The sequence below is a fragment of the Streptomyces sp. NPDC007917 genome (genome assembly GCF_042959105.1).
In the GTDB taxonomy this organism is placed as follows: Bacteria; Actinomycetota; Actinomycetes; order Streptomycetales; family Streptomycetaceae; genus Streptomyces.
The window spans coordinates 23,726-50,655 of sequence record NZ_JBIBKK010000034.1; the positions used below are offsets into that span (position 1 = coordinate 23,726).

General features: G+C 71.7%; 25 protein-coding genes and 1 pseudogene. 18 read left to right on the forward strand and 8 right to left on the reverse strand.

The genetic code is table 11. From position 1 onward, the window contains the following. Positions 1-26: 26 nt before the first annotated feature. Positions 27-1,511, forward strand: a complete 1,485-nt coding sequence (locus ACFZDL_RS41030) for an FAD-dependent monooxygenase (RefSeq protein ID WP_353596291.1) — start codon at positions 27-29, stop codon at positions 1,509-1,511. Between the two features lie 244 nt (positions 1,512-1,755). Here the strand turns inward: ACFZDL_RS41030 and ACFZDL_RS41035 are convergent, their stop codons facing one another. Beyond that, positions 1,756-2,868, reverse strand: coding sequence for an ABC transporter substrate-binding protein (locus ACFZDL_RS41035; RefSeq protein WP_353596290.1), 1,113 nt, complete (start codon positions 2,866-2,868; stop codon positions 1,756-1,758). A gap of 250 nt (positions 2,869-3,118) precedes the next feature. Beyond that, positions 3,119-4,360, reverse strand: coding sequence for an MFS transporter (locus tag ACFZDL_RS41040; RefSeq protein ID WP_353596289.1), 1,242 nt, complete (start codon positions 4,358-4,360; stop codon positions 3,119-3,121). A 99-nt stretch (positions 4,361-4,459) separates the two neighbouring features. Between ACFZDL_RS41040 and ACFZDL_RS41045 the strand changes: the two genes are divergently transcribed. The 3 genes and pseudogenes from ACFZDL_RS41045 to ACFZDL_RS41055 form a co-directional block, all read left to right on the forward strand. Next, the gene (locus ACFZDL_RS41045; RefSeq protein ID WP_353596288.1) at positions 4,460-5,545 is read left to right on the forward strand and encodes a DUF5937 family protein; all 1,086 of its coding nucleotides are present in this window, start codon (positions 4,460-4,462) and stop codon (positions 5,543-5,545) included. A 287-nt stretch (positions 5,546-5,832) separates the two neighbouring features. Continuing rightward, positions 5,833-6,261, forward strand: coding sequence for an HIT domain-containing protein (locus ACFZDL_RS41050; RefSeq protein ID WP_391193912.1), 429 nt, complete (start codon positions 5,833-5,835; stop codon positions 6,259-6,261). 214 nt (positions 6,262-6,475) lie between these two features. Further along, positions 6,476-6,700: pseudogene (locus tag ACFZDL_RS41055) on the forward strand (DUF6882 domain-containing protein); the annotation flags it as partial. Positions 6,701-6,734: 34 nt separating this feature from the next. Here ACFZDL_RS41055 and ACFZDL_RS41060 read toward each other — a convergent pair. Beyond that, positions 6,735-7,232 carry a carboxymuconolactone decarboxylase family protein gene (locus ACFZDL_RS41060; protein ID WP_391193914.1) on the reverse strand — a complete coding sequence of 166 codons (498 nt, stop codon included), beginning with the start codon at positions 7,230-7,232 and terminating at the stop codon, positions 6,735-6,737. Between the two features lie 708 nt (positions 7,233-7,940). On the opposite strand from ACFZDL_RS41060, the gene ACFZDL_RS41065 reads away from it, so the two are divergent. The 9 genes from ACFZDL_RS41065 (at position 7,941) to ACFZDL_RS41105 (ending at position 17,733) form a co-directional block, all read left to right on the forward strand. Continuing rightward, positions 7,941-8,765 (forward strand): alpha/beta fold hydrolase, encoded by an 825-nt coding sequence (locus ACFZDL_RS41065; protein WP_353596285.1) that lies wholly within the window; start codon positions 7,941-7,943, stop codon positions 8,763-8,765. Positions 8,766-8,818: 53 nt separating this feature from the next. Next, complete coding sequence (locus ACFZDL_RS41070; RefSeq protein WP_353596284.1) at positions 8,819-10,024, forward strand: acyl carrier protein; 1,206 nt, start codon at positions 8,819-8,821, stop codon at positions 10,022-10,024. Further along, positions 10,021-11,559, forward strand: a complete 1,539-nt coding sequence (locus tag ACFZDL_RS41075; protein ID WP_353596283.1) for a class I adenylate-forming enzyme family protein — start codon at positions 10,021-10,023, stop codon at positions 11,557-11,559. The genes ACFZDL_RS41070 and ACFZDL_RS41075 overlap by 4 nt, the downstream gene beginning before the upstream one ends. Continuing rightward, a complete protein-coding gene (locus ACFZDL_RS41080) occupies positions 11,543-12,823 on the forward strand; it encodes a type III PLP-dependent enzyme (protein WP_353596282.1) in 1,281 nt (426 codons plus the stop codon). Before ACFZDL_RS41075 ends, ACFZDL_RS41080 begins: the two co-directional genes overlap by 17 nt. A gap of 122 nt (positions 12,824-12,945) precedes the next feature. Continuing rightward, on the forward strand, positions 12,946-13,218 hold the full coding sequence (locus tag ACFZDL_RS41085) for a phosphopantetheine-binding protein (RefSeq protein WP_353596281.1): 273 nt from the start codon (positions 12,946-12,948) through the stop codon (positions 13,216-13,218). Then, the gene (locus ACFZDL_RS41090) at positions 13,215-14,420 is read left to right on the forward strand and encodes an acyl-CoA dehydrogenase family protein (protein ID WP_353596280.1); all 1,206 of its coding nucleotides are present in this window, start codon (positions 13,215-13,217) and stop codon (positions 14,418-14,420) included. Before ACFZDL_RS41085 ends, ACFZDL_RS41090 begins: the two co-directional genes overlap by 4 nt. Next, positions 14,413-15,606: an acyl-CoA dehydrogenase gene (locus ACFZDL_RS41095; RefSeq protein ID WP_353596279.1), complete on the forward strand. Its 1,194-nt coding sequence runs from the start codon at positions 14,413-14,415 to the stop codon at positions 15,604-15,606. Before ACFZDL_RS41090 ends, ACFZDL_RS41095 begins: the two co-directional genes overlap by 8 nt. Before the next feature lie 82 nt (positions 15,607-15,688). Further along, entirely contained in the window at positions 15,689-17,212 is a 1,524-nt protein-coding gene (locus tag ACFZDL_RS41100) for an AMP-binding protein (protein WP_353596278.1), read from the forward strand. Continuing rightward, positions 17,209-17,733, forward strand: a complete 525-nt coding sequence (locus ACFZDL_RS41105; RefSeq protein ID WP_353596277.1) for a flavin reductase family protein — start codon at positions 17,209-17,211, stop codon at positions 17,731-17,733. Before ACFZDL_RS41100 ends, ACFZDL_RS41105 begins: the two co-directional genes overlap by 4 nt. 70 nt (positions 17,734-17,803) lie before the next feature. On the opposite strand, the gene ACFZDL_RS41110 is transcribed toward ACFZDL_RS41105, so the two are convergent. Then, positions 17,804-18,364 carry an ABATE domain-containing protein gene (locus tag ACFZDL_RS41110; RefSeq protein ID WP_353596276.1) on the reverse strand — a complete coding sequence of 187 codons (561 nt, stop codon included), beginning with the start codon at positions 18,362-18,364 and terminating at the stop codon, positions 17,804-17,806. Positions 18,365-18,503: 139 nt separating this feature from the next. On the opposite strand from ACFZDL_RS41110, the gene ACFZDL_RS41115 reads away from it, so the two are divergent. Beyond that, on the forward strand, positions 18,504-19,421 hold the full coding sequence (locus ACFZDL_RS41115; protein WP_353596275.1) for a DMT family transporter: 918 nt from the start codon (positions 18,504-18,506) through the stop codon (positions 19,419-19,421). Between the two features lie 215 nt (positions 19,422-19,636). On the opposite strand, the gene ACFZDL_RS41120 is transcribed toward ACFZDL_RS41115, so the two are convergent. Continuing rightward, complete coding sequence (locus tag ACFZDL_RS41120; protein ID WP_353596274.1) at positions 19,637-20,485, reverse strand: NAD(P)H-binding protein; 849 nt, start codon at positions 20,483-20,485, stop codon at positions 19,637-19,639. Positions 20,486-20,581: 96 nt separating this feature from the next. Here ACFZDL_RS41120 and ACFZDL_RS41125 point away from each other — a divergent pair, with 96 nt between their 5' ends. Beyond that, positions 20,582-21,595, forward strand: a complete 1,014-nt coding sequence (locus ACFZDL_RS41125; protein ID WP_353596273.1) for an AraC family transcriptional regulator — start codon at positions 20,582-20,584, stop codon at positions 21,593-21,595. Positions 21,596-21,706: 111 nt separating this feature from the next. Here ACFZDL_RS41125 and ACFZDL_RS41130 read toward each other — a convergent pair whose 3' ends face one another. Then, positions 21,707-22,642 carry a helix-turn-helix domain-containing protein gene (locus ACFZDL_RS41130; RefSeq protein WP_353596272.1) on the reverse strand — a complete coding sequence of 312 codons (936 nt, stop codon included), beginning with the start codon at positions 22,640-22,642 and terminating at the stop codon, positions 21,707-21,709. 72 nt (positions 22,643-22,714) lie between these two features. Here ACFZDL_RS41130 and ACFZDL_RS41135 point away from each other — a divergent pair, with 72 nt between their 5' ends. Beyond that, positions 22,715-23,050 (forward strand): cupin domain-containing protein, encoded by a 336-nt coding sequence (locus tag ACFZDL_RS41135; RefSeq protein WP_353596271.1) that lies wholly within the window; start codon positions 22,715-22,717, stop codon positions 23,048-23,050. Between the two features lie 545 nt (positions 23,051-23,595). Here the strand turns inward: ACFZDL_RS41135 and ACFZDL_RS41140 are convergent. Next, entirely contained in the window at positions 23,596-24,126 is a 531-nt protein-coding gene (locus tag ACFZDL_RS41140) for a GNAT family protein (protein WP_353596270.1), read from the reverse strand. A gap of 450 nt (positions 24,127-24,576) precedes the next feature. On the opposite strand from ACFZDL_RS41140, the gene ACFZDL_RS41145 reads away from it, so the two are divergent. Beyond that, complete coding sequence (locus tag ACFZDL_RS41145; protein ID WP_353596269.1) at positions 24,577-25,059, forward strand: carboxymuconolactone decarboxylase family protein; 483 nt, start codon at positions 24,577-24,579, stop codon at positions 25,057-25,059. Between the two features lie 66 nt (positions 25,060-25,125). Here the strand turns inward: ACFZDL_RS41145 and ACFZDL_RS41150 are convergent, their stop codons facing one another. After that, a complete protein-coding gene (locus tag ACFZDL_RS41150) occupies positions 25,126-25,281 on the reverse strand; it encodes a hypothetical protein (protein WP_353596268.1) in 156 nt (51 codons plus the stop codon). 161 nt (positions 25,282-25,442) lie between these two features. On the opposite strand from ACFZDL_RS41150, the gene ACFZDL_RS41155 reads away from it, so the two are divergent. Further along, on the forward strand, positions 25,443-26,744 hold the full coding sequence (locus tag ACFZDL_RS41155) for a cytochrome P450 (RefSeq protein WP_391193915.1): 1,302 nt from the start codon (positions 25,443-25,445) through the stop codon (positions 26,742-26,744). Positions 26,745-26,930: the final 186 nt, after the last annotated feature.

Below are 26,930 nucleotides of genomic sequence, written 5' to 3' on the forward strand. Positions count from 1 at the left end.
TCACCGACCAAGAAGGATTCGGGCACATGGAAGCGCAGCACGTCGTCATCGCCGGGGGCGGCCCTGTCGGGCTCTGGCTCGCCGCCGAACTGCGGCTGGGGGGAATCGGGGTCACCGTCGTCGAGGAGCGCACGGAGATCGACCAGCGCTCCAAAGCGCTCACCATCCACCCGCGCACCATCGAGGTCCTGGCCTCACGCGGGGCGCACAAGCCGTTCCTCGCCGAGGGGTTGCCGATTCCGGGCGGCCACTTCGCCATGCTCGACGACCGGCTCGACTTCCACGACCTGGACACCCCGTTCCCGTACACCCTCGCCCTGCCGCAGGCCCGCACCGAGGAATTGCTCCAAGCGCACGCGCTCGGGCTGGGGGTCACGATCGTGCGCGGGCATCGCGTCACCGGGTTCGCCGAGACGAGGGAGTCGGTGACCGTACGGGTGCAGGGGCCGGAAGGGACGTACGAGATCAAGGCCGCGTACATCGTCGGCTGCGACGGCACCCGCAGCACCGTACGCACCACCGGCGGCATCGACTTCCCCGGCACGCCCTCCACCGTCCTCGGCTGGCTCGGCGACGTCACCCTCGACAACCCACCGCGGCCCGGCTTCAGCGCCTTCACCCTCCGGGGCGGGGTGATGGTCGCGCCGCTGCCCGGCGGGCGGTTCCGCATCGTCGGTGTCAGCCCCGACAGCCTCACCAGCGAGTGGCCCGGCGATCTCATGATGGAGGAGCTGCGACAGAAGACCATCGCCATCGCCGGCGACGACTTCGGCATGCGCGATGCGTCGTGGCTCTCCCGCTTCGGCAACGCCACCCGGTTGGCCGCCGAGTACCGGCGCGGTCGTGTTCTGCTGGCAGGCGACGCCGCCCACCAGCACTTCCCCGCCGGAGGAGTCGGTATGAACGTCGGTATCCAGGACGCACACAACCTCGGCTGGAAGCTGGCCGCGACACTGAACGGCTGGGCCCCGGACGGCCTGCTGGACACGTACCACGCCGAACGGCACCCGGTCGGCGCCCAATTGGCGGAACACAGCCGCGCCCAGACCGCTCTGATGACCACGTTCACGCCCGAGGGCCTCGACCTGCGCTCACTGCTCAGCGGGATGGTCGCCACCCAACCCGCTTTCAGCCGCGCGCTGTCCGAACGGCTCACCGCGCTCGCCGTCAGCTATCCCACAGCGGACCCGACAGCCCACCCGCTCACCGGCACCCGCGCCCCCGACCTGGCCTTCACCGGCACCGACAACGGCCTGTTCGCCCTGCTGCACCCGGACGCGTACCTTCTGCTCGACCTCACGGCCGACGGCTCACTCGGCCACCGCGCGCTGCCGGGGCTCGCCGTCCATGCGGGAACGCTCGACCGGCCCCCGGCCGCCTGGAGCAAACCGCGTGCCGCGCTGATCCGCCCCGACGGGCACGTGGCCTGGGCCGGCGAGGAGCGGGACGACGCCATGCTGTCCGCAGCCGTGGGGAAGATCATCGCCACCGTCGTGGCCGGCGAGCGATGAGGGGAGGGCGGGGCCGAGCCGCTGCCGCCGAAACCGACAGGGCCGGCACCGGTATTCGGTCCACGGCATCCACGGCGTCCCGGCATGAACGTCGGCCACAGGCCGCAGCCGCACAGGGTCCTCGCTTGCGTCTCGTTCCAGATCATGGTTTACGGACAGCTCCGGCCCTGAACTGGAACCCGAGCGCAGCCGACATGGTCCGCGGCCACAGGAAGGCCCGGCCCGTGGAGCGCTGCGTGTTCTCTCAGCTGGCGTGGAGGATCCGGAAGCGATCGGGTTTTGCCGGATCTCGATCAACGACTTGGACCGGCGCCCACGCCCATTGCCAAACGCTGATGCCTGGCGTGCGGGAGAACTGGATCTGCCCGCGGGTGCCTTCGACTGCGACGCGCGGCCAGGATTCGGCAGTGTGCGCCCGGTCCGCACCGTGAGAGCGCAGCACATCGGCGAGGACGGCGACCGCATCGTAGCCCTCGAAGGCGACGAAGGAGGGCGCTTCGGCCAGCCGCTCGCGCAGGGCCGTCCCGACTCGTGCGCCGAGGGGGGTCAGGCGCTCGGGCAGGTAGCGCAAGAACGGGATCGCGGCGCTGTCGTCGCCCAGCGACGTCGCCCATTCGGCGAACTCCGGTTGCCCGGCCGGAGCACCGATCATGGTCTCGGCGAGGCGCCGGTCGCGGCGGACAGACTTGACGATCGACACGGCCGGCTCCGGGTGGCCGACCAGAAGAAGGAGGGCTGTCGCGCGATGGTCGACGAGTTCGTCGCACACCGCCGCGGGGGCGAGCGCGCGCATGTCGAGTTCGATGACGGTGCCGCCGCGTGGAGTGAGGTAGTCCCGCAGAATGCCGGCTCCAGATGCCCAGTAGACACTCGGCTCGGCCGCTACGGCGATGCGGCTGTGGCCCGCGCTGAGGAGGAAGTCCGCGTAGATCTGCCAGCCGTGCGACTGCGCCGGGGCGAGGCGCGCGACCCATTCCGTTGGCTGTTCGGTGAGCGCGTCCAGAACCGCTGACGAGCAGAGGAACGGCAGGCCCAGGGCGTCGGCCCGGGCAGCAGCGGCGCGAGCGACGACGCTGTGATACTCCCCCACCAGGGCAGCCACGCCCAGGTGAGCCAATTCGTCTACGGCCGCCGCGGCCCTCTGTGGATCAGCCGCGGTGTCCCGGACCACCAACTCGAGTGGCCTTCCGACGATCCCGCCGGCGCCATTCACGTCGCGAACGGCCAGTTCGAGTCCAGCGAGCAAGTGTCGGCCTGCCTCGGCCCAGCCAGGCCGGGTCAGCGGAACGAGAGCGCCGATCTGGACGGCTGATCCGTGAGTCCGCTCCGCTCCGGGCGGCGATGGTGGCGTATTCATGCGGTGGCGTCTCCCGGGTGACGATCCGGTTGTAGTGTGCCCGGATCGCAGAGTGAACGTCAGTGGCGCCGAGAGTAGCCGAGCCGACAATGGCCGGCTTCGGCGCCCCGTCCGTGGCCGTCAGCCGTCCTTCGCGCCGCCGATCAAGGCGTCGGAAACGGGACGGCGAGGGCTTTGTGCGGTGCCGTTTCGTCGCGGTGAACCAGTTCGAAGGACTCGGGGACTCCCGCCCTGAGAACGGTTGCCGAGCTCATGAGCCTGCTCGCGCCCGGCGGTAGCAACCGCTGAGCCGCGTTCCTCGCTCCTTCTCGGTGGCAATGGCGGAGGCGGACACGAGCGTCGCGGCGGCGAGGCTGCCCCAGAGGGCGGCCGGGCCGTGCGGGGCGAGAGTGGTGATGGCCGCCGGGGAGACGGCGAGGCCGAAGCCCGTGGAGAGCTCGAAGCGGGCGAGGGTGCGTCCCATGGCATGGGGCGGGGCGAGGGCGGTGACGAGCGCGGTGGCGCTGCCGGCGTAGATGATCTCGCCGATGGTGCAGACCACGGCCACCATGGCGACGGCCGGGGCGCCCCAGCCGTGTCCCAGTGAGGTGGCCGCGAGGAAGCCGAGGTAGGACGCGGTGAGTACCACACCGGCGAGAGCCAGCACGGTTCGCCGGGAGAAGCGGGACATCAGGACGGTGACCGGAACCTGCAGGGTGACCACCAGCACCGTGTTGGCCACGAAGATGGCCGCCGACCACACCGGGGATGCGTGCAGCTGTGTCACCAGGACCAGAGGGAGCGCGATTTCGGGGACGTTGAGGCAGAAGACGTAGATCACGTTGGCGGCCAGCAGTGCGCCCATCCGGGGTGCGGGCTCGTCGTCTCTGTCCTTGGCCGGGGTAGCGGCCGGAGGCGCGTACAGATGGACCGACCACACCAGGGCCGCCGCGGCGAGATAGGCGAGGCCGGTGACGGCTGCCAGCGCCTGCAACGCGGTGGTGCCGCCCGCCAGGCATGCGGTGGCGAGGAGCGCGCCCACGCCCAGGCCGGCGTTGCGCAGGGCGCGGCCTCCGGCGAGGGCGGCGTCGCGTTCCCGGCCGTGGGCGACCGTCGCCACGAGAGCGGCGTGGGCGGCCGGCCAAGCCTGGTTGCCGATGCCGAGGAAGAGCGCCGCCATCGCGAAAGGCCACACGTGCCCCGCCGGGGTGACCAGCAGCAGCGCCACGCCCGCCACCCGCACCAGCATCGACGCTGCCACGACCGTGCTGCGTGCGCCCCGGTCCAGCCATCGGCCCACCGCGGGCATGCACACCAGACCCGCGACGACGCCGACCGTCATGGCGGTGCCGGTGACCGGCGCGGACAGCCTCAGTACGGTCACCCCGTAGAGCAGCAGAAAGGGCCGCAGCAGGCCGGTGCCGAGCGCGTCCACGGCCAGGGCGAGGGCATAGCGGGGGCCTCCGGAGGCGCGGACGAGGGCGCGGGGCTGGATCTTGGTGGTGGTCGCCATGGCGTCAAACGGTGCGTTCGGCGACCGGGCCGGGCACGTCGGTTGACGGATACCGTCAACCGACGCCGTCGCCGTCCGTCCGATCAGTGATGATGAGGGGTGACGTTGAGGATCGACATCAGCGGCCTGCCCACCGAGCGACTGCGGTTCGCCGCCTCCCCGCTGGCCGAGCTGACCGCGATGCTGCACGTGCTGGCCGAACCCGGGCACCATCCGCAGCACGCCGGCTGGGCCGCGGACGTGTGGGCCGGGCTGCGGCCGGAGCTGGCCGAGCGGTTGCGGGAGGCGGAGTTCCTCTGGCGTTCCTCACAAGCCGACTTCCTGTTCCCCGCCCGCCCCCGGCCGACCCTCGCCGAGGAGCTGGACGACGTGGACCGGATCGACGACGAAACGTATGTGACCGCCGCGCTCGTCACCACGTGCGGCGGCAACCGGATCCACTTCGCCGCCCGGTCCCCGCTCACCGACGCCACCGCGCGCGAGCGGGCCCTGGACCTGGCCCAGGCCCGCGGCGCACGGCAAGAGGCCTTCGCGGAACGGCTGCTCGCGGACCCGGCCGCGGTGCGGGCGCGGGTGCGCCATACCCTCGAGCAGTGTGCCGAGGCCTTCTTCGACGCCACCTGGACGGGCGTCGCCGTGCGGCTCGCCACCGACCTGCGTCTGAAGAACGACCTGCTGAAGCGCCAGGGCACCGGGGCCGCACTCGCATCGGTCTCCGGCGCCGTCACCCTGGCACCGGACGGCGACTGCATCATCGTGGACAAGCTGCAGGACAAGGCGACCGCCGCCCACGGCGCCGGGGTCACCTTCATCCCCAGCGTCTTCGGCAGCCCGCACCTGGTGGTGGTCCACGCGCCCGGGTGGCAGCCGGTGGTGCAGTACCCCGTGGCCGAGCCGAGTCCATCGGAGCCGGTATCGCTGGAGACGGTCACACTACGGCTGGAGGCACTCGCACACCCGATACGGCTACGGCTGCTGCGCACCCTGGCCCGCGGCCCCCACACCACCGGTGAACTGGCCCATGTCTGGGAACTTTCGGCCCCGGAGGTTTCCCGCCACCTCGCCGTCCTGCGCCGCGCGGGCCTGCTCACGGCCCGGCGGCACGGCCGATACGTCCGCTACACCCTCAACCTGCCCGATCTGACGGCGCTGGGCACCGACCTGCTGGCGGCCGTACTGCGCTGAGCAGCTTCGCCCCGCCCCAGAACGTCGTCGGTCGCGCCCCCGACCCGCCACGCCCGCCACCGCTCGTCGGACGACATCGGCGACGATGACGTACGGTCACCACCCGACGCGAGTACCTGCGCGCCGCCGCGGCGGCCCCTCGGCACCCTGGCGGCTACGTACCGTCAGCTGCACCGGCGTTTGCGTAGGCCGGAAGCGGCGGATCGGTCACTATTGAGTCCATGACACGTGAGGTTCAACGGGCGGGGGACTGCTTCGTCTGCCGGAAACACAGGGATTCCACACTGATGCCTGGAGGGCCGGTCCACGAGGACGACCTTGTGGTGGTCTCGCACCTGTCTCCGCGGGCTCCTGGGCAGTCGGAGGAGGTCTACCTGGGACACCTACTGGTGGAACCGCGTCGGCACGCGGCGGGGCTTGCCGATCTTACTGATGAGGAAGCCGGGCACATGGGGCGCTGGAACTCCGCGGCCGCCCGAGCCCTTCGGGACGTTGCAGGTGCTGAACACGTCTATGCAGCTGTGGTCGGGGATCAGGTGCCTCACCTGCATGTTCACCTCCTGCCACGCTACCCAGGCACTCCTCGGCAATATTGGTGGACAAGTGTTGACGAGTGGCCAGAGGCCCCCCGGGGCGGTGAGGAAGCCGTCGGCGAACTCGTTGAGCGTCTGAGCTTGTCATTCAAGATCCGGGCGTCGAACGCGACTCGAACTTGACCGGAGTTCAGCGGAGATGACCGCACGAGGGATGAGCGACATGCGGATCTTCTGTCCGAGCCCGGAAGTCCTGGCCAGAAGCCGGGATGGGAGGATCCTGCTGACAGTTTTTGTACGAGGAGGCAAGGTGGACGACCGCTCGAAGCATGACCACTCCGACTGGGAAGCGGTCGTGGCCACAGCTCGCGAGCGTGCCCGCTCGCGGCAGGCCCTCATGGTCGAGCGCTTCGGGCTGTCGGGGGACGTGCAGTACGACTGGTCGATGGACGACGCGCAGATCACATGGTCGCGCGACGGAGAGGTATTCCTCATCGGCCGACTCACGGTGATCGGCAGCGTCAGCCTTGCCCAACAGACCTGGCTGTGGTCCTGGGCGAACGAGTCGCTCCCGCACGCCGTCCTGGGCGGCATCGAGCGGGTTCGGCGGTTCGGCGAGGAGAACGGCTACCCGTCCTTCCCTGGCCGGGCTTTACCTACCATCCCGAACTCGTCGCCGAGGCACGGATGGTCGCGGCCTCCGTGCTCGACGCCGAGGGGCTGTGGACGGAGTCGATGGACGACGTGCAACTCCACTTCATGGTCCACGACCTGGTGCTCGCTGCCGAACGACAGTGATGGGTGTAGTTCTTTCCCGGGGGTCTGCCGGGGACCGGCTTGCCGATGAGCGCGACCGGGATGAACAGGCTGAGGTGGCCCAGCGCCATGGTGAGGTGCCAGATCGCCTCGTCGTCGTAGTGGCGGGACACCCTGGCGAACAGCTCGTCGGAGACGCGCTCCGCGAAGGGGTTCGGGGTGAGGACGGCCTCCGCGAGTTCCAGCACGACGCGTTCGGCGTCGGTGAAGTAGGGGGCGTCCTGCCACGTCGCCACGGCGGTGATGCGCCTCTCCTCCTCCCCGGCCTTGCGCAGGCCGTCGGTTATCCGGACGCAGTGGTAGGTGCTGCCGACGATCTGCGAGGCGCGGAGCAGCATCAGGGTGATGGTGGTCTGTGGAACCGGGATGGCGGGGTCGCTCCTTGAGTGCCCTGTCAACGGGTAGCCCGGCCTGGTCGGCCGCCAGGGCGGTGCCCTCGTGACGGTGTACTCCTTCGACGTCGCCGACGACCACCCCGTGCGGATCCGGCCAGTCAATGCGGAAATGCGCTCGAAGCGCAGTCTAGGGAAATCATGCGTTCATCCATGACCGGTTGACAGAAAGATCCGACGGATGTGACCTTGGATGTGGCCGTTCGAACCGGAACTGCTTCACCGTGCAACGTGTAAGACCCGCCACAGTGAAGTCAAAACCTGGGGAGACATCGTGCGCGTACAGGTCGCAGGCATACGCACGCTCGACGTGCGCATGTGTGGACGCCTGGAGTTCCGAGCGCGAAAGCTGCTGGGCCCCCTGTGTTGATTGCTCCGGTTCCCGCAGTTCACAGCCCCTTTTTCGCGGCCAGTCACAGACATGGGCGGCGCTGCCGCGCCGTGTGACTTTCGCTTGCTTTTCCCCGGGAGTTCATCGGGGCGCGCTTGAATGCGGCAAGCTACTCAGTGGATTTCATTCTCGCTGGGTTATGGATGCTGCCGTGGTGCGTCGCTGCCCATGACGCGGGTCCGATGACGCCTATACCTCCATGACCGCCGCATTAAGCGACGGACACCTCTGCGTGCCGAATCCCTTGTGAAAGGAGTCACCCCATGGCGGCAGCCGACGGCCGATTACACGAAACCCGGCGGCCTCTTCTCACCTCGTACCGCCGGGGACCGACGCCACAGCCCCTCACCACCGTGCTTCTCCACCCCTCCGGCGGCTCGCTCGGGCAGTACCTCGGGCTTGTGGCGCATCTGACCCGCCACCGGGGCACGGTGCACGGTGTGCGCGCGGCCGGCCTGGACGCCGGCGAGCTGCCGGACGACTCCGTCGATGCGATGGCCGACCGCTATCTGCGCCTCCTCCGGAGCCTTTCCGCCCCACCGGACCTGCTGATCGGCTGGTCGCTCGGCGGCGTCCTCGCCTGGGAACTCGCCTGTCGGCTGGCCCGGGAGGGGCGGGAGCCGTCGGTCGTCATGGTGGACAGCTTCGCCGAACCCTGGTCGGCCTGTCATACGGCGCGGGATGAACTGCTGGCGCGTATCCTGCACCGCTCCCCGGCGCCCGAGGATGCCGGGGACCCCGAGGCCGGGGAGCGCGCGGCCAGGACCGCGGCGGCCCATCTGACGGCGTCCGCCGTGCACCATGCCACCCCGGGATACCCGGGCAGCACACTGCTGCTGGCCTGTCAGGGCGAGGAGCGCTCGCACCAGATCGCCTGCTGGAGGCGTAGAGCGCCCCGGCTCACGGTCCATGACCTCGACTGCGGCCACTTCGAGGTGTTCCAGCCGGCCCACTTTCCCCGGGTGCTGCACCACCTCGACGCGTTCCTCGACGCCTTCCTCGGCGCTCCCCCGGACGCCGCTCCCCCGGACGCCACTCGCGGCCACGCCGTGCCCGCAGAGCCCGCAGAGCCCGCACCGCGGAGTTGAACACACCGCTCAGGGATCACAAACGCGCTGGTTCTCCCAACAGGAGCCGCCCAATGAGCCCGGTATCAGCCCATCTATTCGATTGCATCCAGGTCAATCTGGCCGCGCTGGCGGAGCGCCGGTACGGCGAGGGCGCGGGGCTGCGCCTCGGCGCCGTCCTCAGATTCCAGCCCTCCCCCGGACCGGACGGGCTGCCCACGGTCGAGCGCACCGTGAGGCAGCACCTGGCCGACGCGCAGGGACAGTTGGGTCTCTCCGCGCGCACGATCTCCCACGACCGCCCGCTCGACCTGATCGACCCGGGCCCCGCCTGTTTCCTCGTCGCGGACGCCTACTATCTGCCCTGGGTGCCCTACTACCGCAAGCAGCACATCGAGCACAGCTTCCTGCTGCTCGCACGCGACCGGGACACCGTCACCGTGGAGGACAACTACTTCAACGAGACGCCGTGGGGCAGTGCCCGTCCGGGCACCTGGCACGTGCCGAGCGGCGACCTCGCCGACCTGCCCGGGTGCGCGGTGGCCGCCGAGCTCGTGGCGGTGCCGACCCCGCCCGCCGACGTCACGGCGCGCCGGGAACTGGCGCCCCCGGACTCGGTGGACCGCTACGCCGACGCCTACGCACGCCATCCGCAGCGGGCCGTCGCCCTGCGCAGACTCACCCTGGAGACGTGGCTGCTGGCCCGCTCCCGGAAGCTGCATGCCGCGTTCCTCGGCGGGCAGGCACAGCAAGGACAGGCACAGCAGGGCGCTCTCCCGACCGCCCATCAGGAGCAGTCGGCCGCCTGGGAGGCCTTCACCGAGCAGGTGTACCTGGCCTCTCGACGAGTCGACCGCGGCCGGGCCGAACCCGCCGGGCTCACGGACCGGCTCGCCGAACTGCTCCATGCCGACCGGGCCGCGTTCGCCGCCCCGCCCCCGGCTCCCGCACCGGAGCCGGACACCGGCGCCGGCGTCTTCTCAGAGCGGGAGCGGGAGCGGGAGCGCCGGACGGTCGCGGAGGTGGCCGCGCGGGTCCTGGGAACGGATCCGCAGCCGCTGCTCCAGGGCGCCTCGCTGACCGATGTCCCGGGCTTCAGCTCCTTCCGCGTCGTGGAGATCATCGAGCGCCTGGAGAGCGAGCTGGCCATCGAGTTCCCGGCCGACGACCTCGTACCCGAGAACCTTCACCACATCGACGCGATCTGCCGGATCGTCCGGCGGTCGGCCCGGCTCGCCACCTCGGCGGCGGAGCCGTTACCTCGTGAGGAGACACGTTGAACAGCGGTCCGGCACCCTCCCTGGTTCATGAGATCCTCGACCAAGCCGCTCGGCAGTGGCCCCATCGCCCCGCCGTGACCTGCGGCGATGTAACACTGACCCACGCCGAACTGGCCTCCGTCAGCCGACGGGTGGCCGCCCGGCTCAGCGCAGCGGGCGTGCTCCCCGGACAGCGGGTCCTGGTCGGCGCGGCCAACTCGCCTCTCGTGCCCGTCGTGGTCCACGCGGCCTCCCGCGCCGGCGCGGTGCTCTCCCTCCTGCACGAGCAGGTACGCGGGCCACAGCTCGCCCACATCCTCGACGACAGCGAACCGGCGCTGCTGATCAGCGACCAGGAGGCGAACCTCGCGTCCGCCGCGGACAAGGGCATACCCACGGCCGACGCCCGGGACCTCGTCCGGGACGCCTTCGCCGGCGACCACCGCGCCGCTGACGCGGACAGCGGGGAGCCGCCCGCGGTCAACCGGCTGACGGTCGACCCGGTCTCCATGATCTACACCTCCGGCACCACCGCACTCCCCAAAGCCGTGGTCAGCACGCACCAGCAGGTCCTCTTCGCCGCCACCGCGATCCAGCGGGTCCTGTGCTACCGCCCGGACGACACCGTCTACAGTCCGCTGCCGCTCTCCTTCGACTACGGCCTGTACCAGCTGTACCTGGGCGCCCTCAGCGGAGCCCATGTGTGGCTGGGCCGGCCGACCGAGATCGGCCCTCCGCTCCTCACCCATCTGACGCGCTCCCGGGCGACCGTACTGCCCGCCGTTCCCGCCGTCGCCGACGCGCTGGCGCGGCTGCTGCACCGGTCCGGACAGCGCAACCTCGATCTGCGGCTGCTCACCAACACCGGGGCCGCCATGCCCCAGCAGACCCTGGAAGAACTGCGGTCCGCCTGCCCGAATCTGCGCGTTCAGCTGATGTTCGGCCTGACCGAGTGCAAACGCGCCACCATCATGCCGGTGGACGGCGACCTGGCGCGCCCAGGCTCCAGCGGCCGCGCGCTCCCGGGCACCGAAGTGTTCGTCATCGATGACGAAGGCAACCGGCAACCGCCGGGCACGACGGGCGAGATCGCCGTCCGAGGGCCGCATGTGATGAGCGGCTACTGGCGGCGTCCCGAGCTCACCGCGCAGCGTTTCCACCGCGTGGAGGGCCTGTTCCCCGAGCTGCGCACCGGCGACTACGGCTGGCTCGACGACGAGGGGTACCTGTACGTCACCGGCCGCCGGGACGACCTCTACAAGGCCAGCGGGTTCCGGGTCGGCGCCGCCGAGGTCGAGGCGGCGGCCCGCCGGGTGGCCGGGGTGCGCACCGCCGCGCTGCTGCCCCCCGACGGGCCGCGGCCGGCGCTGCTCTTCGTGACCGGGGAGGTGACCCCCGCCCAAGTGCTGCACGCCATGCGGGAGCAGATCGAGGAGTTCAAGATCCCGCCCCACTGCACGGTGCTCGACGCCCTGCCGCTGACCGGCAACGGCAAGGTCGACCGCAAGGCTCTGGCCGCGCTGGCCCTGGAGGCCCACGATGCCCGTCCTCAGTGATCCCTCACCGCTGGTCTTCCCCCTGCCCGAACTCGCGGGCCTGCCGTTGCCCGCCTACGTCTACGACCTGGCGCAGGTGCGGCGCAACCACGCCGCGCTGGTGGCCGCCCTGCCCACCGGGACCGGCCTGTTCTACTCCCTGAAGGCCAATCCGCACCCCGCGCTGCTGACCGAGTTGCGCGCCCGCGGCGCCCGGGCCGAGGTGTGCTCGACCGGGGAGCTCGACGCGGCCCTGGGGGCGGGCTGGCCCGCGGAGGAACTGCTGTACACCGGGCCGGGCAAGTCCGACGCCGAGGTCGGATACGCGCTGGGCCACGGCGTCCGGATGTTCTCCGTGGACTCGCCGCACGCGCTGGACCAGGTGGACCGGCTCGCGGCCGGCCGCGGTGTCACCGCCCGGTGCCTGTTACGCGTCAACGACGACCAGCCCGTGCCGGGCCAGGGCCTGGCGATGACCGGCGTGGCCTCCCAGTTCGGGGCCGACACCGGGTGGGTGCTGGCCGAGCCCCGCGGCTTCGCAGGCCGGCCGAACGCCGCCGTCACCGGGCTGCATCTGTACATGGGGACCAACCTGGCCGGTGTCGCCGAGTTGCTGGGCCAGTTCGCCCGCTCGCTGGGGACCGCCCGCCGGCTGGCGGACGCGCTGTCCGCGCACGGCGCCCGGCTGGACACCTGGGACCTCGGCGGTGGCTTCGCCGCGCCCTTCGCGAAGGCCGGTGGCGCCGCGGATCTGACCGGGCTGCGGGAGCCCTTGGAGGGCCTGCTCGACCGGGAGGCGCCCGGCTGGCGCCAGGGCCGTCCCTCCGTGGTGTTCGAGTCCGGCCGTTATCTGGTGGGCACCGCGGGGGCACTGGTCACCGAGGTGCTCGACGTCAAGAAGTCCCACGGCCGGGACGTGGTCGTCCTGCAGTCGGGGATCAACCACCTCGGCGGCATGTCCGGGCTGCGCCGGCTGCCACCGTTGTCCCCGCATCTGCTGAACGCCGAGGACACTCGCCAGGGCGCGCCGCTTGACGCCCTCGTCGCCGGGCCGCTGTGCACACCGCTGGACACCTGGGCCCGCAGCGCGCCCCTGCCCCCGGTCCGCCCCGGCGATGTGGTCGCCGTGCCGAACGTGGGCGCGTACGGCCTGTACGCCAGCCTCGTCGCCTTCCTCGGCCATCCGCTGCCCGCCGAAGTCGTCGTCGACGGGGACCGCCCCGGCCGTGCGCCGGAGGTCTCCAGGCTCGTCCTCACGCGCTCGGCCGACCCGGCCCCCTTCTGAATCTCGCTGAACCTCGCTGAACCTCGCTGAACCTCGCTGATCCCCGCTGAACCCGCCGCACCCCACGGAACCCGCTGACTCTCACCGAATCTCGTTGCACCTCTCCGAAGGAGTAGCCCCTCATGGACCCGCGATTCACGGACGTACTCACCCCGTATCTGAAGTTCCGCGGCGACCGGCCGATCGGCCCCGATTCGGATCTGCGCGCCCTCGGCCTTGACTCGATGCAGGCCATCGAGCTGCTCTTCGCCATCGAGGACACCTACGGCATCTCCCTGCCCGACGAGGCCATGAACGACGCCACCTTCGCCACGGCGGGCAGCCTGTGGAACGAAATCGACGCCGTCCTCTCCGCCCGGCAGGGCCCCGGCGACACCTCCGTGGGTGCCGTATGAGCGCCCCGACCCTCAGCGACAGCCGTGCACACACCCCACGGCCGCCCGGCGCGGTGCCGCTCGAGGAGCTGACCCGGCAGGTGCTCGCCGTCGCCGGGGAGCATGTCGCCCGCACGGACGAGGACGCCGCCTTCCCCGTCGAGGCGCTGGAGGAGATGCGCCGCACCCGGCTGCTCGGGCTGCTCGTCCCGGCCGAGTACGGCGGTCTCGACGGCGACGCCGGCGACATGATCCGGGTGAGCGTCGCACTCGGCCGCACCGATATGTCCCTGGCGATGATCTTCGCCATGCACTGCCAGCAGGTGGCCGCCGTGGTGCGGCACGGCCGCCCCGCGCTGCGCGAGCGGCTGCTCCCCCTCATCGCCGAGGGCCGCCGCTACCTCGCCTCGGTGACCACGGAATCGGCCAAGGGCGGTCATCTGCTCAGCTCCGAGGCAAAGCTGCGGGCGGCGGACGGCGAACTGCTCGTGGACCGCTTCGCCCCCATCGTCACCGGAGGCCAGTACGCCGACGGATTCCTGGTCACCATGCTGGCCCCCGGCGCTGCCTCACCCACCGAAGTGAGCTTGGTCTACGCCGACCGCGACCAGCTCACCGTCGAGCCCGCCGGCGGCTGGGACCCCCTGGGCATGCGGGCCAGCCACAGCACCCCGCTGCGCCTGACCGGACGGGTCCCGGCCGACCAGGTCATCGGTGAGGACGGTGGCTTCCGCGCCATCGCCACCGCCACCTTCGCGCCGTTGGCGCACCTGGGCTGGTCGGCGGCGTGGCTCGGGACGGCGGCCGGCGCCCTGTCACGCGTGCTGCGCCTGCTGCGCTCGCCCGCCGGCCGTGGCCGCGCCGACCTCGACTCCGAGCTGCTGCTGACCCGGCTCTCCCGGGCCCGCCAGCGGCTGGAGACGGTGCACGCCCTGCTGGAGCGCGCCCGGCAGACCGTCGTCGGCACCCCGGACCTGAGCCGGCCCTCCGTACAACTCCAGCTCAACTCCCTCAAGATCACGGCGGCGGAGGAGTGCCACCGCGCCGTCGACGACCTCGTGGACGCGGTGGGCATGCGCCACGGCTATCTCAGGGGCTCGCCGACCCGTCTGGAACACGCGCTGCGCGATCTGCGCTCGGCCGCGCTCAACTACAGCAACGACCGGCTGCACCTGGTCGACGGCAAACTCGCGCTGCTCGACCCGGAGGTGCGCTTTGCTTGAGACACCCCTTGAGACACCCCTCGAGACCTCCGGCGCGACCTCCCTCGGCCGGGCGCCCGTCACGGCCCCCTCCGCGGCCGGCTTCGCCCAGCGGGTGGAACACGCCCTGGAGCCCCTGGCGGAAGAGGCCACCGCCGCGGAGGTGTGGCGGGCCCTCGGGGCCCACGGCATCCAGCAGGAGCTGTACCGCACCGACGCGCCCACCGGGCCGGTGCCCGACGCCGACCGGCTCGCCGCGCTGCTGACCGCGGTCGACGCCCGCGGGGACAACGGTGTGACGTTGAGCGTGCTCGTCCAGACGGCAAGCGCCCTGCCGCTGCTCGGCTCCGGCACCCTCGCCCCGGCCCTGGCCGCCTACCGGCAGGCGCTGGCGGGCGCCGCGTCGGTGGCGCTGGCCGCCACCGACGCCGCCGCCGCGGGCTCGGACCTGACCGCGCTCGGCACCGAACTCACCGTGGGTGGAGAGGAGTTGACCCTGCGGGGCGGCAAGCGCTGGGTCACCAGCGCCTGCACTGCGGATCACCTGCTGGTTCTGGCGCGGCACCGGCCCGGCCGCCACTTCACCAACTTCACCTGGGTCCTGGTGCCCGCCGACGCCCCCGGGGTGACGGTACGGCGCGCCGACAGCCACCTGCTCACCGCCTCCGGCACCGGCCATGTCGACCTGGACGATGTCCGGCTGCCGACGGACCACCTGATCGGCGGGCCGGGCCGGGCCATGGCCTCCTTCGCCCGCCACATGGCGACCGAGCGGCTCGCGGGCGCCCAGTGGGCCGTGGCGCTCACCCGCCGCGTCCTGGCCGAAACGCGGCGGCGGTTGGCCGACCGGAGCGTCGACGGGCAGCCACTGTGGGACCACCCGGCCGTCCGGCAGGACTTCGCGTCCTGCCTGGTCCAGGTGGCGCAGCTGCGGGCCCTGCTCGCGACGACGACACCACAGATCACCCGGGACCGTGACCTGGCGGCAGCCGGGCTGCTCAAGGCGGCCGTCGGCCAGAGTGTCGACGCGGTGCTCAGCCGCTGTGCGCAGCTCCAGGGAGCCGACGGCCTGGCCCGGCGCGGCGCGGCCCACATCCGCGCCGAGGCGGCGGTGTTCGGCCTCGGCGGCGGCGCCACCGAACTCATGCTCGCGCAAGTGGCGGACCGAGCGGACACCGTCCTGGAGGAGCTGACGCCATGCCGGTGAACCGCGCCGCTCGTCGCCGGCCCGTTCACGACCCGGCCACGGACCGGTTGTCCGGCCCGCCGGCGCCAGAAAAGGATGACTCGTGAAACAGACCCTGTACGCCTGGTTCGCCTCGAGCGCGGCCCGCTTCGCCGACCTCGCCGCCCTGGAGGCCGGCGAGGAGCGGATGACCTACCGGGAGCTGTACGACGCGTCGGAACGGATCGCGGCGGCTCTGGTACGGGCCTGCGGCGGGCCGCCCCGCCGCGCCGGGCTGATCGCCGAGCGCACCCCCGCGACGTACGCCGCCTACCTCGCCGTCCAGCGCCTCGGCGGCACGGTGGTCCCGCTCGCGCCCTCGTCCCCGGCCGCGCGGACCGAGCGGATCGCCGCGTCCGCCGGGCTGGACGTGCTGATCGGCGAGGACCGGTCGACCGCCGTTCTGGGCCTGCCGGTGTTCACCCCGGATCCGCGCGCCGACGCGCCCGGGCCTGCTCCGGCGCCCGCCTCTGCCGATGACACCGCCGGCACCGCCTACATCCTGTTCACCTCGGGCTCGACCGGGGCGCCCAAGGGCGTCCCCATCAGCCACGACAACCTCTCCCCCTATATCGCCCACGTCATCGAGCGGTACGGGCCGGGGCCGGGCAGTCGGCTCTCCCACACCTTCGACCTCACCTTCGACCTGTCGGTCTTCGACATGTTCGCCGCGTGGGGCAGTGGCGCCACCCTCGTCGTCCCCACCCGCCAGGAGCTGCTGGCCCCGGTGCGATGGGCGGCGGACAAGGAGCTCACCCACTGGTTCTCGGTGCCGTCGATGGTCTCCTTCGCGCACCGGATGCGCGGCCTGCCGCCCGGGCGGCTGCCCGCACTGCGCTGGAGCCTGTTCTGCGGCGAGCCGCTGACGCTCCAGCAGGCGCGGTGGTGGGCCACGGCCGCGCCGAACAGCACGGTGGCCAACCTCTACGGCCCGACCGAACTGACCATCAGCTGTGCCGAGTACGTCCTGCCCCGCGATCCGTCACAGTGGCTGAGCCCGGCCAACGGCACCGTACCCATCGGATCGCCGCACCCCGGCCTCGACCACCTCGTCCTCGACGACACCGGACGTCCGGCCGACACCGGTGAACTCGTCGTGCGCGGCGTCCAGCGCTTCGGCGGCTATCTGGACGCACACGACGACATCGGCCGGTTCGTCACCTTCGACGGCGAGCGGGCGATGCCGTACTCCGGGGACCGGCCGCTCACCGAGCACGACTGGTACCGCACGGGCGACCGGGTGACCCGCGGCGACGGACCGCTGGTGCACCTGGGACGGCTGGACCATCAGGTCAAGGTGCGCGGCTACCGGGTGGAGCTGGGCGAGGTGGAGGCCTGCCTGCGCCACCATCCCGGTGTCACCGACGCGGTGGTGGTGGCCCTGACCGAGCCGGGCGGCGAGGTCGTTCTGGAGGCCGCGTGCTCGGGCGTGGCCACCACCGATGAACTCATGGCGGCCCTGCGCCGGGGGCTGCCCGGCTACATGGTGCCGCGCGGTGTCACCGTGCTCGGTGAGCTGCCCCTCAACGGCAACGGAAAGCTCGACCGTAGGGCCGTCACCGCCATGATGAACGGCAGGCGCTCATGACCGCGGACGCAGCACAGAGCACCCGATGGCCGGTGGACCACGCGCCCGTCTCCTCGGAGGACTACCGCGGCGCCATCTCGCGGCTGCCCACGGGCATCACGGTGATCACGGCGCCCGGGCCGGACGGCCCGGCCGGATGCACCGCGAACGCCGTGTTGTCGCTGTCCCTGCACCCGCCGAGCCTGCTGGTCTCGCTCGCCACCGGCAGCCGTACGCTGGCGGCCGTGCTGGAGGCGGGGGCCTTCGCGGTCAACGTCCTCACCTGGCCCGACCGCGCGCTGGCGGGACAGTTCGCGACCGGATCCAGCGACACCCGCTTCCGCGGTGTGCCGTGGCGCCCGGTGCACGGCGTGCCCGTACTCGACCGCTCGGCGGTCGGCGCCGTATGCCGGATCCAGCAGACGGTCGGGCTCCTGGACCACACCCTGGTCGTCGGCACGGTCACCTGGATCCGTACGGGTGCCACCGGCGCGACCGTCCTGTACCGCCATCGGCAGCATGCGCTGGAGGACGAGCGGTGACCGGCCGCGCGCGCGTAGGCGCCGATCCGCGCGCTCCGGGGCCGCCGCCACGCCGGCGCACGGGTGAGGCTCAGAGCGGTCCGGGCGCCGCCGCGCCGTGCTTACGGCGCCGGTAGGCGGCCGAGTTGGCCTGGCTGCCGCAGCGCAGCTTGTCGCACCAGCGGCGGCTGCCGGCCCGCGAGCGGTCCAGGAACAGCCGGGTGCAGTCCTCCCTCGCGCAGCCGCGGATCATCCGGCGCTCGGGTCCGCCGAACAGCTCGCTCGCGGACACCGCGATGTCGGCCAGGGCCTCGTCGATACCGCCGCGATGTTCGAGCACGCCCACGTCCCGCAGCAGCGGCACCACCCGGGGGCGCGCCGCCACCCGGCCGATGGCGCGCAGATCGGCGGGGTCGGCGGGGGTGGCGCGCAGCACCGCGGCCCCGGTGCGGTAGATCGCCTCGCGCAGCTCGCGGGCGGCGTCCAGGGTCTTGGGGCCCGGGGCGTCCGCCCGCGCCAGCAGTCCCGACTGCCGGATCCAGTCGGCCAGGTCCTCCGGATGGGTCAGCAGTTCGATGCGCGCGGTGGTACGCCAGGTCAGCGTGGCGGCGAAGTCCAGGGCGAGGTGATCGCTGACGAAGTCGAAGTGCACGGCTCCAGTGTGACGCCGTCTGGCGCACCCCAGCAAGATCGTGAAATCATACCCTTAACCGATGACGCCCTGACCCGATGACCGGGTGTCGGCGCGACGGTCTCTGCCAGGCGAGGGTCTCTGACAGGAGGTTGGATCCATGCGCGAGACAGTGGCCGTGAGTCGAGCCGAGGGCACGACGCAGCGGGTTCTCGCCGGTGCCGTGGCCACGACTGCCGCCCTGGCGGTGCTGTGGGCGCTGCTGTGGGCCATGGCCTTCATCACCACCAAGCTCGCGCTCCACCACGCGTACCCCGCCCTGGTCGTCGGGGCGCGCTGCGCGCTGGCCGGGCTGGTCGTCGTGGCGCTGCGCTGGCGCCAACTGCGCGCGACGCCACGCTCGGACCTGGGACGCCTGACGGTGGTGGGGCTGCTGAACAACACCGGCTACCTCGGCATCATCGGCTTCGCGCTGCCGCACTTGTCGGCCGGGATGGCGGCGGTCCTCTCCTCCGGCACCCCTCTGCTGGTCCTGAGCGTCGGCGCGTTGAGCGGAAGCGGACGGCTGCGCCGCGTCCATGTCGCGGGTCTGCTGCTCGGCATCGCGGGCATCGTGCTGTCCGCGGTCGACCGGCTGGACGTCGGGGCCGTCACCGTGGGCGGTGTACTGCTCGGTGTCTGCGCGGTGGTGTCACTGGCCACCGGGACGCTGCTCACCCCGCGGCTGGTCCGGCCCGGCATCGACCCGCTCCTGGCCACCGGCTGGCAGGCCCTGACGGGTGCGGTCCCGCTGCTCGTACTGTCGGCCGCGACGGGTTCGCTCGTTCCGGACGAGGCGCTCGGGGCGCTGGCGGGGCAGATTCTCTTTCTCGCGCTGGGCGCCTCGGTGCTGGGCATGACGCTGTGGCTGATGCTGATCCGGCGGGTGGGGCCCGGCCGGGCGAGCGTGGCGCAGTTCATGCCGCCCCTGTTCAGCATCGCCCTGGGCGCGATCATCCTCGGGGAGCCGGTGACGCTTCTGGAGATCCTTGCGGTGGTGCCGGTGGCGCTGAGTACCGTCCTGGCCACCCGGCCATGACACCGGCCGTGCCGCTCCACCGACCCTTGAACGCAGCCTCGCCCCTGCCGAAATCCTGCCGCCCCTGCCTGTGTGATGTCGCCTGACATCGGAACGACCCCGAACCCACGACGGGGTTCGGGGTCATGCTGGCTGTGAGCCGAACGGGCCGTTGACGAGCGTGATCACATCGGTTTCCGGCGCGGGTCCGTCTGTGACGCTCAGCGTTGACCTGCTCAGTGTTTCGGGGAGCTCCCGTCCCAGTGGCCCGCGGCGGCGGTCTCGGTGACGAAGCTCTCGAAAGTCCTGGGCGGCCGGCTGAGGGCTCGTTCCACGCCGTCCGTAAGCGCGGCGCCCGAGCCGTTGCCGATCGCCACCAGGAGTTCGGTGAGCAGTCGCGCGACGTCGGGTGAGACGCCCGCGGTGACCTGGCGCTCGACGAAGGCCTCTGGGGCGATGTCGACGTGTCGGATCGTACGCCCGGTGGCTTTGGCGATGAGATCGGCGGCTTCACCGAAGCTGATCGCCCGTGGGCCGGTCAGCTCGTAGGTCCGGGTGCTGTGGCGGTCTTCGGTCAGCGCCGCTGTGGCGACCTCGGCGATGTCCTCGGCGTCGATGAACGGCGTGCGCCCGTCACCGGTGGGCAGGGCCAGGGTCCCGTTGAGGATCCCGGCCAGCCAGGGGCCCTCGCTGAAGTTCTGCGAGAACCAGTTCGGGCGCAGGATGGTCCAGTCGACACCGGAACCGCGCACGGCCTGCTCGGCGGCGTGCAGGGGATGATCGTCCTCACCGGCCCGCGGGGCGGACAGCAGCACCAACCGCCGCACGCCCGCGGCGACCGCCTCACTCACGAACCGGGGGATGCGCGCCTGGCGGTCCGTGCCCATCCGCAAGTCGGGCTCCACGAGATAGGCGGCGGCGACGCCGTCGAGCGCGGCTGCCCAGCTCGTCGGGTTGTCCAGGTCGAAGGGGATGTCGCCGCTGGTGCGGGACGCCGTGCGGACCGGCCGGCCGGCGGCCTTCAGGCGCCGGGCGATGCGGCTGCCGGTCTTGCCGGTGCCGCCGAGGACAAGGATGTTGGTCATGTCGTCCAGAGAACTCCATGAAGTCGTAGACGCTCCATGGGAGAACGTCGTCACTACCTTTGTAATCGTCTAACTGTGATCGTCTAACCTCGAGTTGTGGACGTCCTCAGCGATCTGCTGCACCGGGCCCGTGCCAGAAACGCGTTGGTCAGGAAACTGATCCAGCGTCCTCCGTGGTCGCTGGCCTTCGCCGACGCCCCACCGCTCACGGTTGTGACCACGCTTGTCGGCCACGCCTCGGTCCGGCTCGATGACGCGGGCACCGCACCGGTACGCCTGGCCGCGGGGGACATCGCCCTCATCACCGGACCCGGCCGGTACACGATCGCCGACGCCCCCACCACCGCACCTCAAGTCGTGATCCAGGGGGGAAAGAAACACCTCATCGACGGAGGCGAAGAAGCGCCGGCCACTCACTGGAGCCTGGCCCCCCGCACGTACGGCGACGGCCTGCCCGGGGCCACGGTCATGCTCCGGGGCGCCTACGAACTCCGCGGCGACGTGGGCGACCGCCTGCTGGACATGCTCCCACCTGTGGCAGTCGTCCCCTCCGGGCCCCGGACCCGCGCAGCGCTTGACCTACTGGCCGCCGAGGTCGCCCACGACGAACCCGGTCAGGACGCCGTCCTCGACCGGCTCCTGGATCTCGTGGTCGTGCTGGCGTTGCGGGCATGGTGCGCCGGCTCAGAGGCGGCGCCCGCCTGGTACCAGGCGCTGGCCGATCCCGCGATCGGCGACGCGCTGCGGCTGCTGCATGAGGATCCCGCCCATCGGTGGACGGTCGCCGCATTGGCCGCGAAGGTCGGGATGTCCCGCGCCGCTTTCGCCGCCCGCTTCAGGGCGCTGGTCGGCGAACCCCCGCTCGCCTACCTCACCGGCTGGCGGATGACCTTGGGAGCGGACTTGCTCCGTGACACCGAGGCGACCGTCTCCGCCGTGGCCCACGAGGTCGGGTACGAGGACGCGTTCGCCTTCAGCGTGGCGTTCAAGCGCGCCCGAGGCCTCAGCCCCTCGCTCTGGCGCCACCAGGTCCGGTCAGGTGCCTCTTCGGCCGGAGCGCGGGATCAGACGAAGGCCGTCTTCACACACCCGGACTCCCCGGGCGAGTGATCACGGTGGGGACATCGTTCGCCGGCCCGGCTCCCGACGGCGATATCGCGGGGGTGGTCCCGGCAGGGATCCGATCAGGGCCCCGCCACCGGGCCAGGGCCTGGTCGCGGATCACGGAACCCGGAACGCTCGTCGGTAGGCGCCCGGGGTCGTGCCCATCTGGGCGCGGAAGCGGCGGCGCAGGTTGACCGCGGAGGTGAGGCCGACGCGGGCCGCGATCGCCTCGACCGGCACGTCCGTTTCCTCCAGCAGGGTGCGTGCCGCGGCCACCCGCCGGGAGAGCAACCATGCACCCGGACTCGTGCCGAGCTGATCGGCGAAGCGCCGGGCCAGGGTGCGGGGCGAGACGCCGACGTGCGCGGCCAGGTCGTCCACCGACAGCGGGGTCCCGAGGCGTTCGTCGGCCCACTTGAGCAGGCCACCCAGCGCATCCCCGGGCGGTTGAGGCGGCGCGTACCGCGTCTGGCCGTCCTCGCGATGCGGCGGCAGCACCATGTGCCGCGCGAGCAGGGCGGCGTACGCGGCCCCGTGGTCGTGCTGGACCAGATGCAGGCACAGATCGAACCCCGCGCCCGCGCCGGCGCTGGTGGCGACGTCACCGTGATCCACGTAGAGCCTGTCCGGCTCCACGCGCACCCGGGGGAACTCACGCCGCAACTGCTCGGCGCGCGCCCAGTGCGTGGTGGCCGAGCGCCCGTCCAACAGCCCGGTGCGGGCCAGCGCGAACACCCCGGAGCAGATCGTGACCAGCCGCGCCCCACGCGCGTGCGCCCGCAGCAGCGCCCGGCGCACGCGATCGGAGAGCGGCTCCTCCACCGGCAGCCAGCCCGGGATGATCACGGTGTCTGCGGCCTCGAGCGCCGACAGGTCCTGCGACACGGACATCGTGTACCCGCCCGTGGTCGGCACTGGCCCGGGGATCTCCGTGCACGTCTCAAATGCGTAGTGCTGCGGCACCCCTGGCCGCGTCGTGCCGAACACCTCGACGGCGCAGCCGAGCTCGAACGTCGACTGCACCGGCCGTACCAGGACTACCACGCGATGCATGGCAGGAAAGTACCCCATGATGTCATCGCAGACTCTCTCCCGTCGCGGCCCACACACGGCACTGTGGCAGGCATGCACCCCGAGATCCTCGCGCAGGAGGGCTACACCTCCGCCTCTGTCGACGAATCCCCGGTCCGTGAGCTGTTCCCCGGGATCCGGCTGCGTCCCCTGTGGCGGGGACCGGCCGGCGCGCACGCCAACGTCCTGGAGATGGAGGCCGGCACCTCCTGGCCACGCCGCGACGTCCACGAGCCCGGTCCGGAGGAGGTCTACGTGGTTGCCGGCACGTTCAACGACGGAGCACGTGACTACCCGGCCGGCACGTTCCTGCACGCCCCGGCCGGATCGTGGCACGTGCCCTCGACCACCACCGGCTGCACGCTGTTCCTCTTCTACCCGGAGGGCTAGGCAGTGCTTTCCGAGCCAACTCGCCGGCCGGGCACGGCGGGACGCACGCCGATGCGGCTTCGCCAAGGCCGGCCGGCTACCGGCGCCGCGACATCGTCGAACGCGCGTCCCCTGGCTCCCGCTTGCGCCACTTGTCAGCCGGGCTCCACGCCAATTCGTGCGCTGTCAACGCAGCGCGGAAGGCCAGACAATGGGTGAGAAGTACGTCGTCGCTCAACCGGCGGTGTCCGAGACCTGTCCTGATCTCGCTGATCTGGCGACGTAGTTCTTGGTGCGCTTGCGCGAGCTGTCGGCTCAAGGCGACGACGCGGTCGCCGTGGTGGGAAGCCACGGATGGCAGTCCCTTCGGTTCCACACCTCCATGCCTGACGCAGTCCGTCACCGGCACGCGATGCTGCCATCATCTGATCACGCGACCGATGGAACAGCAAGCACCGCGGCCGTGGCGGGCCGTGGTGGCCCCGGCGAGGGCCTGCGGATGCTGCTGCCCATCGCCACCCGAACGTAAAGGGCTGGGCCTGCGGACCTCGCTGTGAAACGGTCAGTCAGTCGCCCAGGATCCGCTCCCACAGCAGCCCGTCCCGCCAGCTCCCGTCGAGAAAGATCGAGGAGTGCGCGACGCCGTACGGGCTGAACCCGTTGCGGCGCAGCACCCGTTGCGACGGCAGATTCTCCAGATTGGTGGACGCCTCAGCGCGGTGCAACCCGAGTTCGTCCGTCATCAACTGGAGTACAAGCCCGACGGCGCGCCCGGCGTGTCCTTGGTTTTGGGCGACGCCGGCGATCCAGTAACCGACGGAGCCGCGGCGAAGGTGCGGCTGCGGCAGGATGCCTCCGATGGTGACCTGTCCGATCACCCGGTCGTCGGCGAGTACCACGCCCGGCCAGACCGCACCGGCCCGGTATCCGGCCAGCAAGCCGTCGATCCGCTCCGCCTGGCCCTCCGGGGTGTAGAAGTCGGCCGGCTGGGCCGGTTCCCAGGGCCGGAAAGCCTCGAAGTCCCGCGCCCTGTGCGCGGCGATCGGGGCAGCGTCGGCGGGCTCTATCAGACGGATCCTGGTGCTGTTGTTGTGCATGGGCTGACCCTCGTCGCGGTGCGTCGGATGGGACCGGCCAGCCTATGCGAGCCGCGAGAGCCGACACGTCCGGCCGAGCGCCTCATTCTGAAACGATCAGTTAGGCGTCGGCGTCGGCACTCCCCGCAGTGGCGGGGAGGTCCGCGGGATCCCTGGCGCGGAGCAGATGACGAGCGATCGGAGCGTAGGCCACGGGACCCATTGCGCGGTCACCGGGAGCCGCTGTTCCCGGAAGGCTCCGTGGCTGGCCGGGGGCATGGTGTGGCGGCTGCCCGGGGTAGTTCCGGGCCTGTCCGGCGTCCTGTCATCGTGGTCGCCGGTCACAGCGGCGAGCGGTCGGAGGTCTGGCCGGTGGGTCGCGTGTGTGGCGCATGTCACCTGGCAGGGTGTCATGGCGATCGGGTCGCCGGTGTCTCTTGTGTGACCGCTTACAACACCAAGGAGTGCACAATGGCTGCCCGTTTGAACCTCTTCGGCAACCCCACCGCCACCGCGGCCAAGGCCGCGGGGCACTTCGGCTTGGCGAGCAAGACGATCCTTCAGGAGTCGACGCTGCCGGCCGCGACCCAGAAGCTGGTGCTGCTGCGCGCGAGCCAGATCAACGGCTGCGGTTATGCGACCGATGTGTGGAGCAAGACCGCCGCGCACGCCGGGGAGAGCCCCACCCGCGTCAACCTGGTCGCCACCTGGCGGGAGTCCACGGTGTTCACCGACGCCGAACGCGCCGCCCTGGAGTTGGCCGAGCAGGGCACCCGCATCGCCGACGCGGCCGGCGGGGTCAGCGACGAAGCCTGGTCGGACGCCGCCAAGCACTACGACGAGGATCAGCTCTCCGACCTGGTGATGCTCATCGCCCTCATCAACGCCACCAACCGCATGGGCGTCATGGTCCGGCAGCGCGGCGGCGACTACCAGCCCGGCCGACTCGGATAAGCCCCGGGTCATTGACCCCGGGTCATTGAGGCGGGCCAGCGGGAGATCGAACGGGTGATCGGCGGATCACCCTGAGGGAAAGCGCTCACGGGAGTCGGCCAGGACGCTGTGGCGGAAGCGTGGCTCGTCCCGCTCCATGACCAGGGCGTACGCGAGGGCGATGCGGCAGCGCATCGCCTCCGCCGCCTGACGGCCCGGCGGCTCGATCAGGGGCGGCAGCACGCGACGGGCCGGTAGCGTGCCGGGAAGCCCGGTGGGAAGTCATCGACCGGGGCCGCCCCTCGTTGTCCCCCATGTCCGCAGCCGCCGTCATCGAGCAGGAGAGCACATTGGCCACCACACCCCCGCAAGGCGTTTCCCTTCCGTCGCCCGAGCCCGGTGCCATGCCCCTGCCTCCGGAGCTCACCCCGGCGGCCGTCGAGCGGTGGCGCTCCTCCTCGGGGAAGGTGGTCGACTTGCTGGCCGAGGCGCGTGAGCTCGGCGGGATCAGCGCGGTGCGCCTCGGCCCGCGCCCCACCGTGCTGGTCACCGATCCGAGGGCGGTACAGCATGTCCTCGCCCTTCACCCCGGCCGCTACGTCAAGCGCTCCCACCGGGCCCGCGTGCTCGTTGGAGACGGGGTGCTCTCGGCGGTCGGGGAACCCTGGAAGCGACAGCGCCGCCTTCTCCAGGCCCAGTTCACCGGAGCGGGCATCCGCCGCTACGAGCAGCGGATCGTCGGCGCGGCGCGCCGCGCCGCCGGCCGCTGGGCGGAGTGCGCCCGTACCGGCGCGCCGACCGATGTCGGCGAGGACATGCGCTTCTTCGCTCTGGACACCATCTGGCGCTCGCTCACCGGCCACCCCCTCGACGAGACCACGAGCCGCGAACTCGCCGCGGTCGAGGTGGTCGGCGCCACGCTACCGACCACCCCCTCCGCGCCGGCCGACGCCGCCGAGCTGCGTGCCGCCGTGGCCGCGGACCTCGCGAGGATCGACGCCGTCGCCGAGCACGCGATCGCGGCCGCCCGCCGAGGAGAGGCGGGGCCGGAAGGCCCCGGCGTGCTGCGCGTCCTGGTGGACGCCGGCCAGACCCACCCCGAATACACCGACCAACTGATCCGCGACGAGCTGGTCACCCTGCTTGCCGCCGGTCACGAGACCACCGCCACGACGCTGTCCTGGCTGTATCTGCTGCTCGACCGCCACCCCGAAGCCCGCCGCTGGGCCCTGGACTCGGGGCCCGCGGGCTCACCCGAGCGCGAAAGGGCCGTCCGGGCTCTCGCCTCGGAGACCCTGCGCCTCTATCCGGCCGCATGGCTGATCCCCCGTCATGCCGCCGAGGACGACACCCTCGTCGGCTACCACATCGCGGCCGGCACGGACATCTTCGTGTGCCCGTACCTCACCCACCGCGACCCGGAGCTGTGGCCCGAGCCCGAGCGGTTCGCGCCCGAGCGGTTCGCCACCGCGGACGAGGGCCGCCCCTCCTCGCAGCACGGCGCGTACTACCCGTTCGGTATCGGCGCACGAGCCTGCCTGGGCGCGCAGTTCGCCATGCGCGAGATGACCGTGCTCCTGGAGCACCTGCTGCCCGCCTTCACCCCCTCCTTCCGTGCCGCCCCGACCTCGGCCGTCTTCGGGCTCACCGTCCGCCCCGACGGTCCGACGCCCGCCACGATCACCCCCGCTCCGGACGGCTCATAGAGCGCCCGGTCACCTGCGGCCGATCGACTCGCTTGGACGAGCCCGAACCCCCACCCGGTCTGCCGGGAGGCCGAGCTCGCGCCGTAGAAGCGGGTAATCCCACCGACCCGGCAGCAGACGCCCGGCGTGAATGGCTTGCCCGTGCCGCCGTCAATTGGGCATGGATCGGCGCCGCCCCCGCACTAC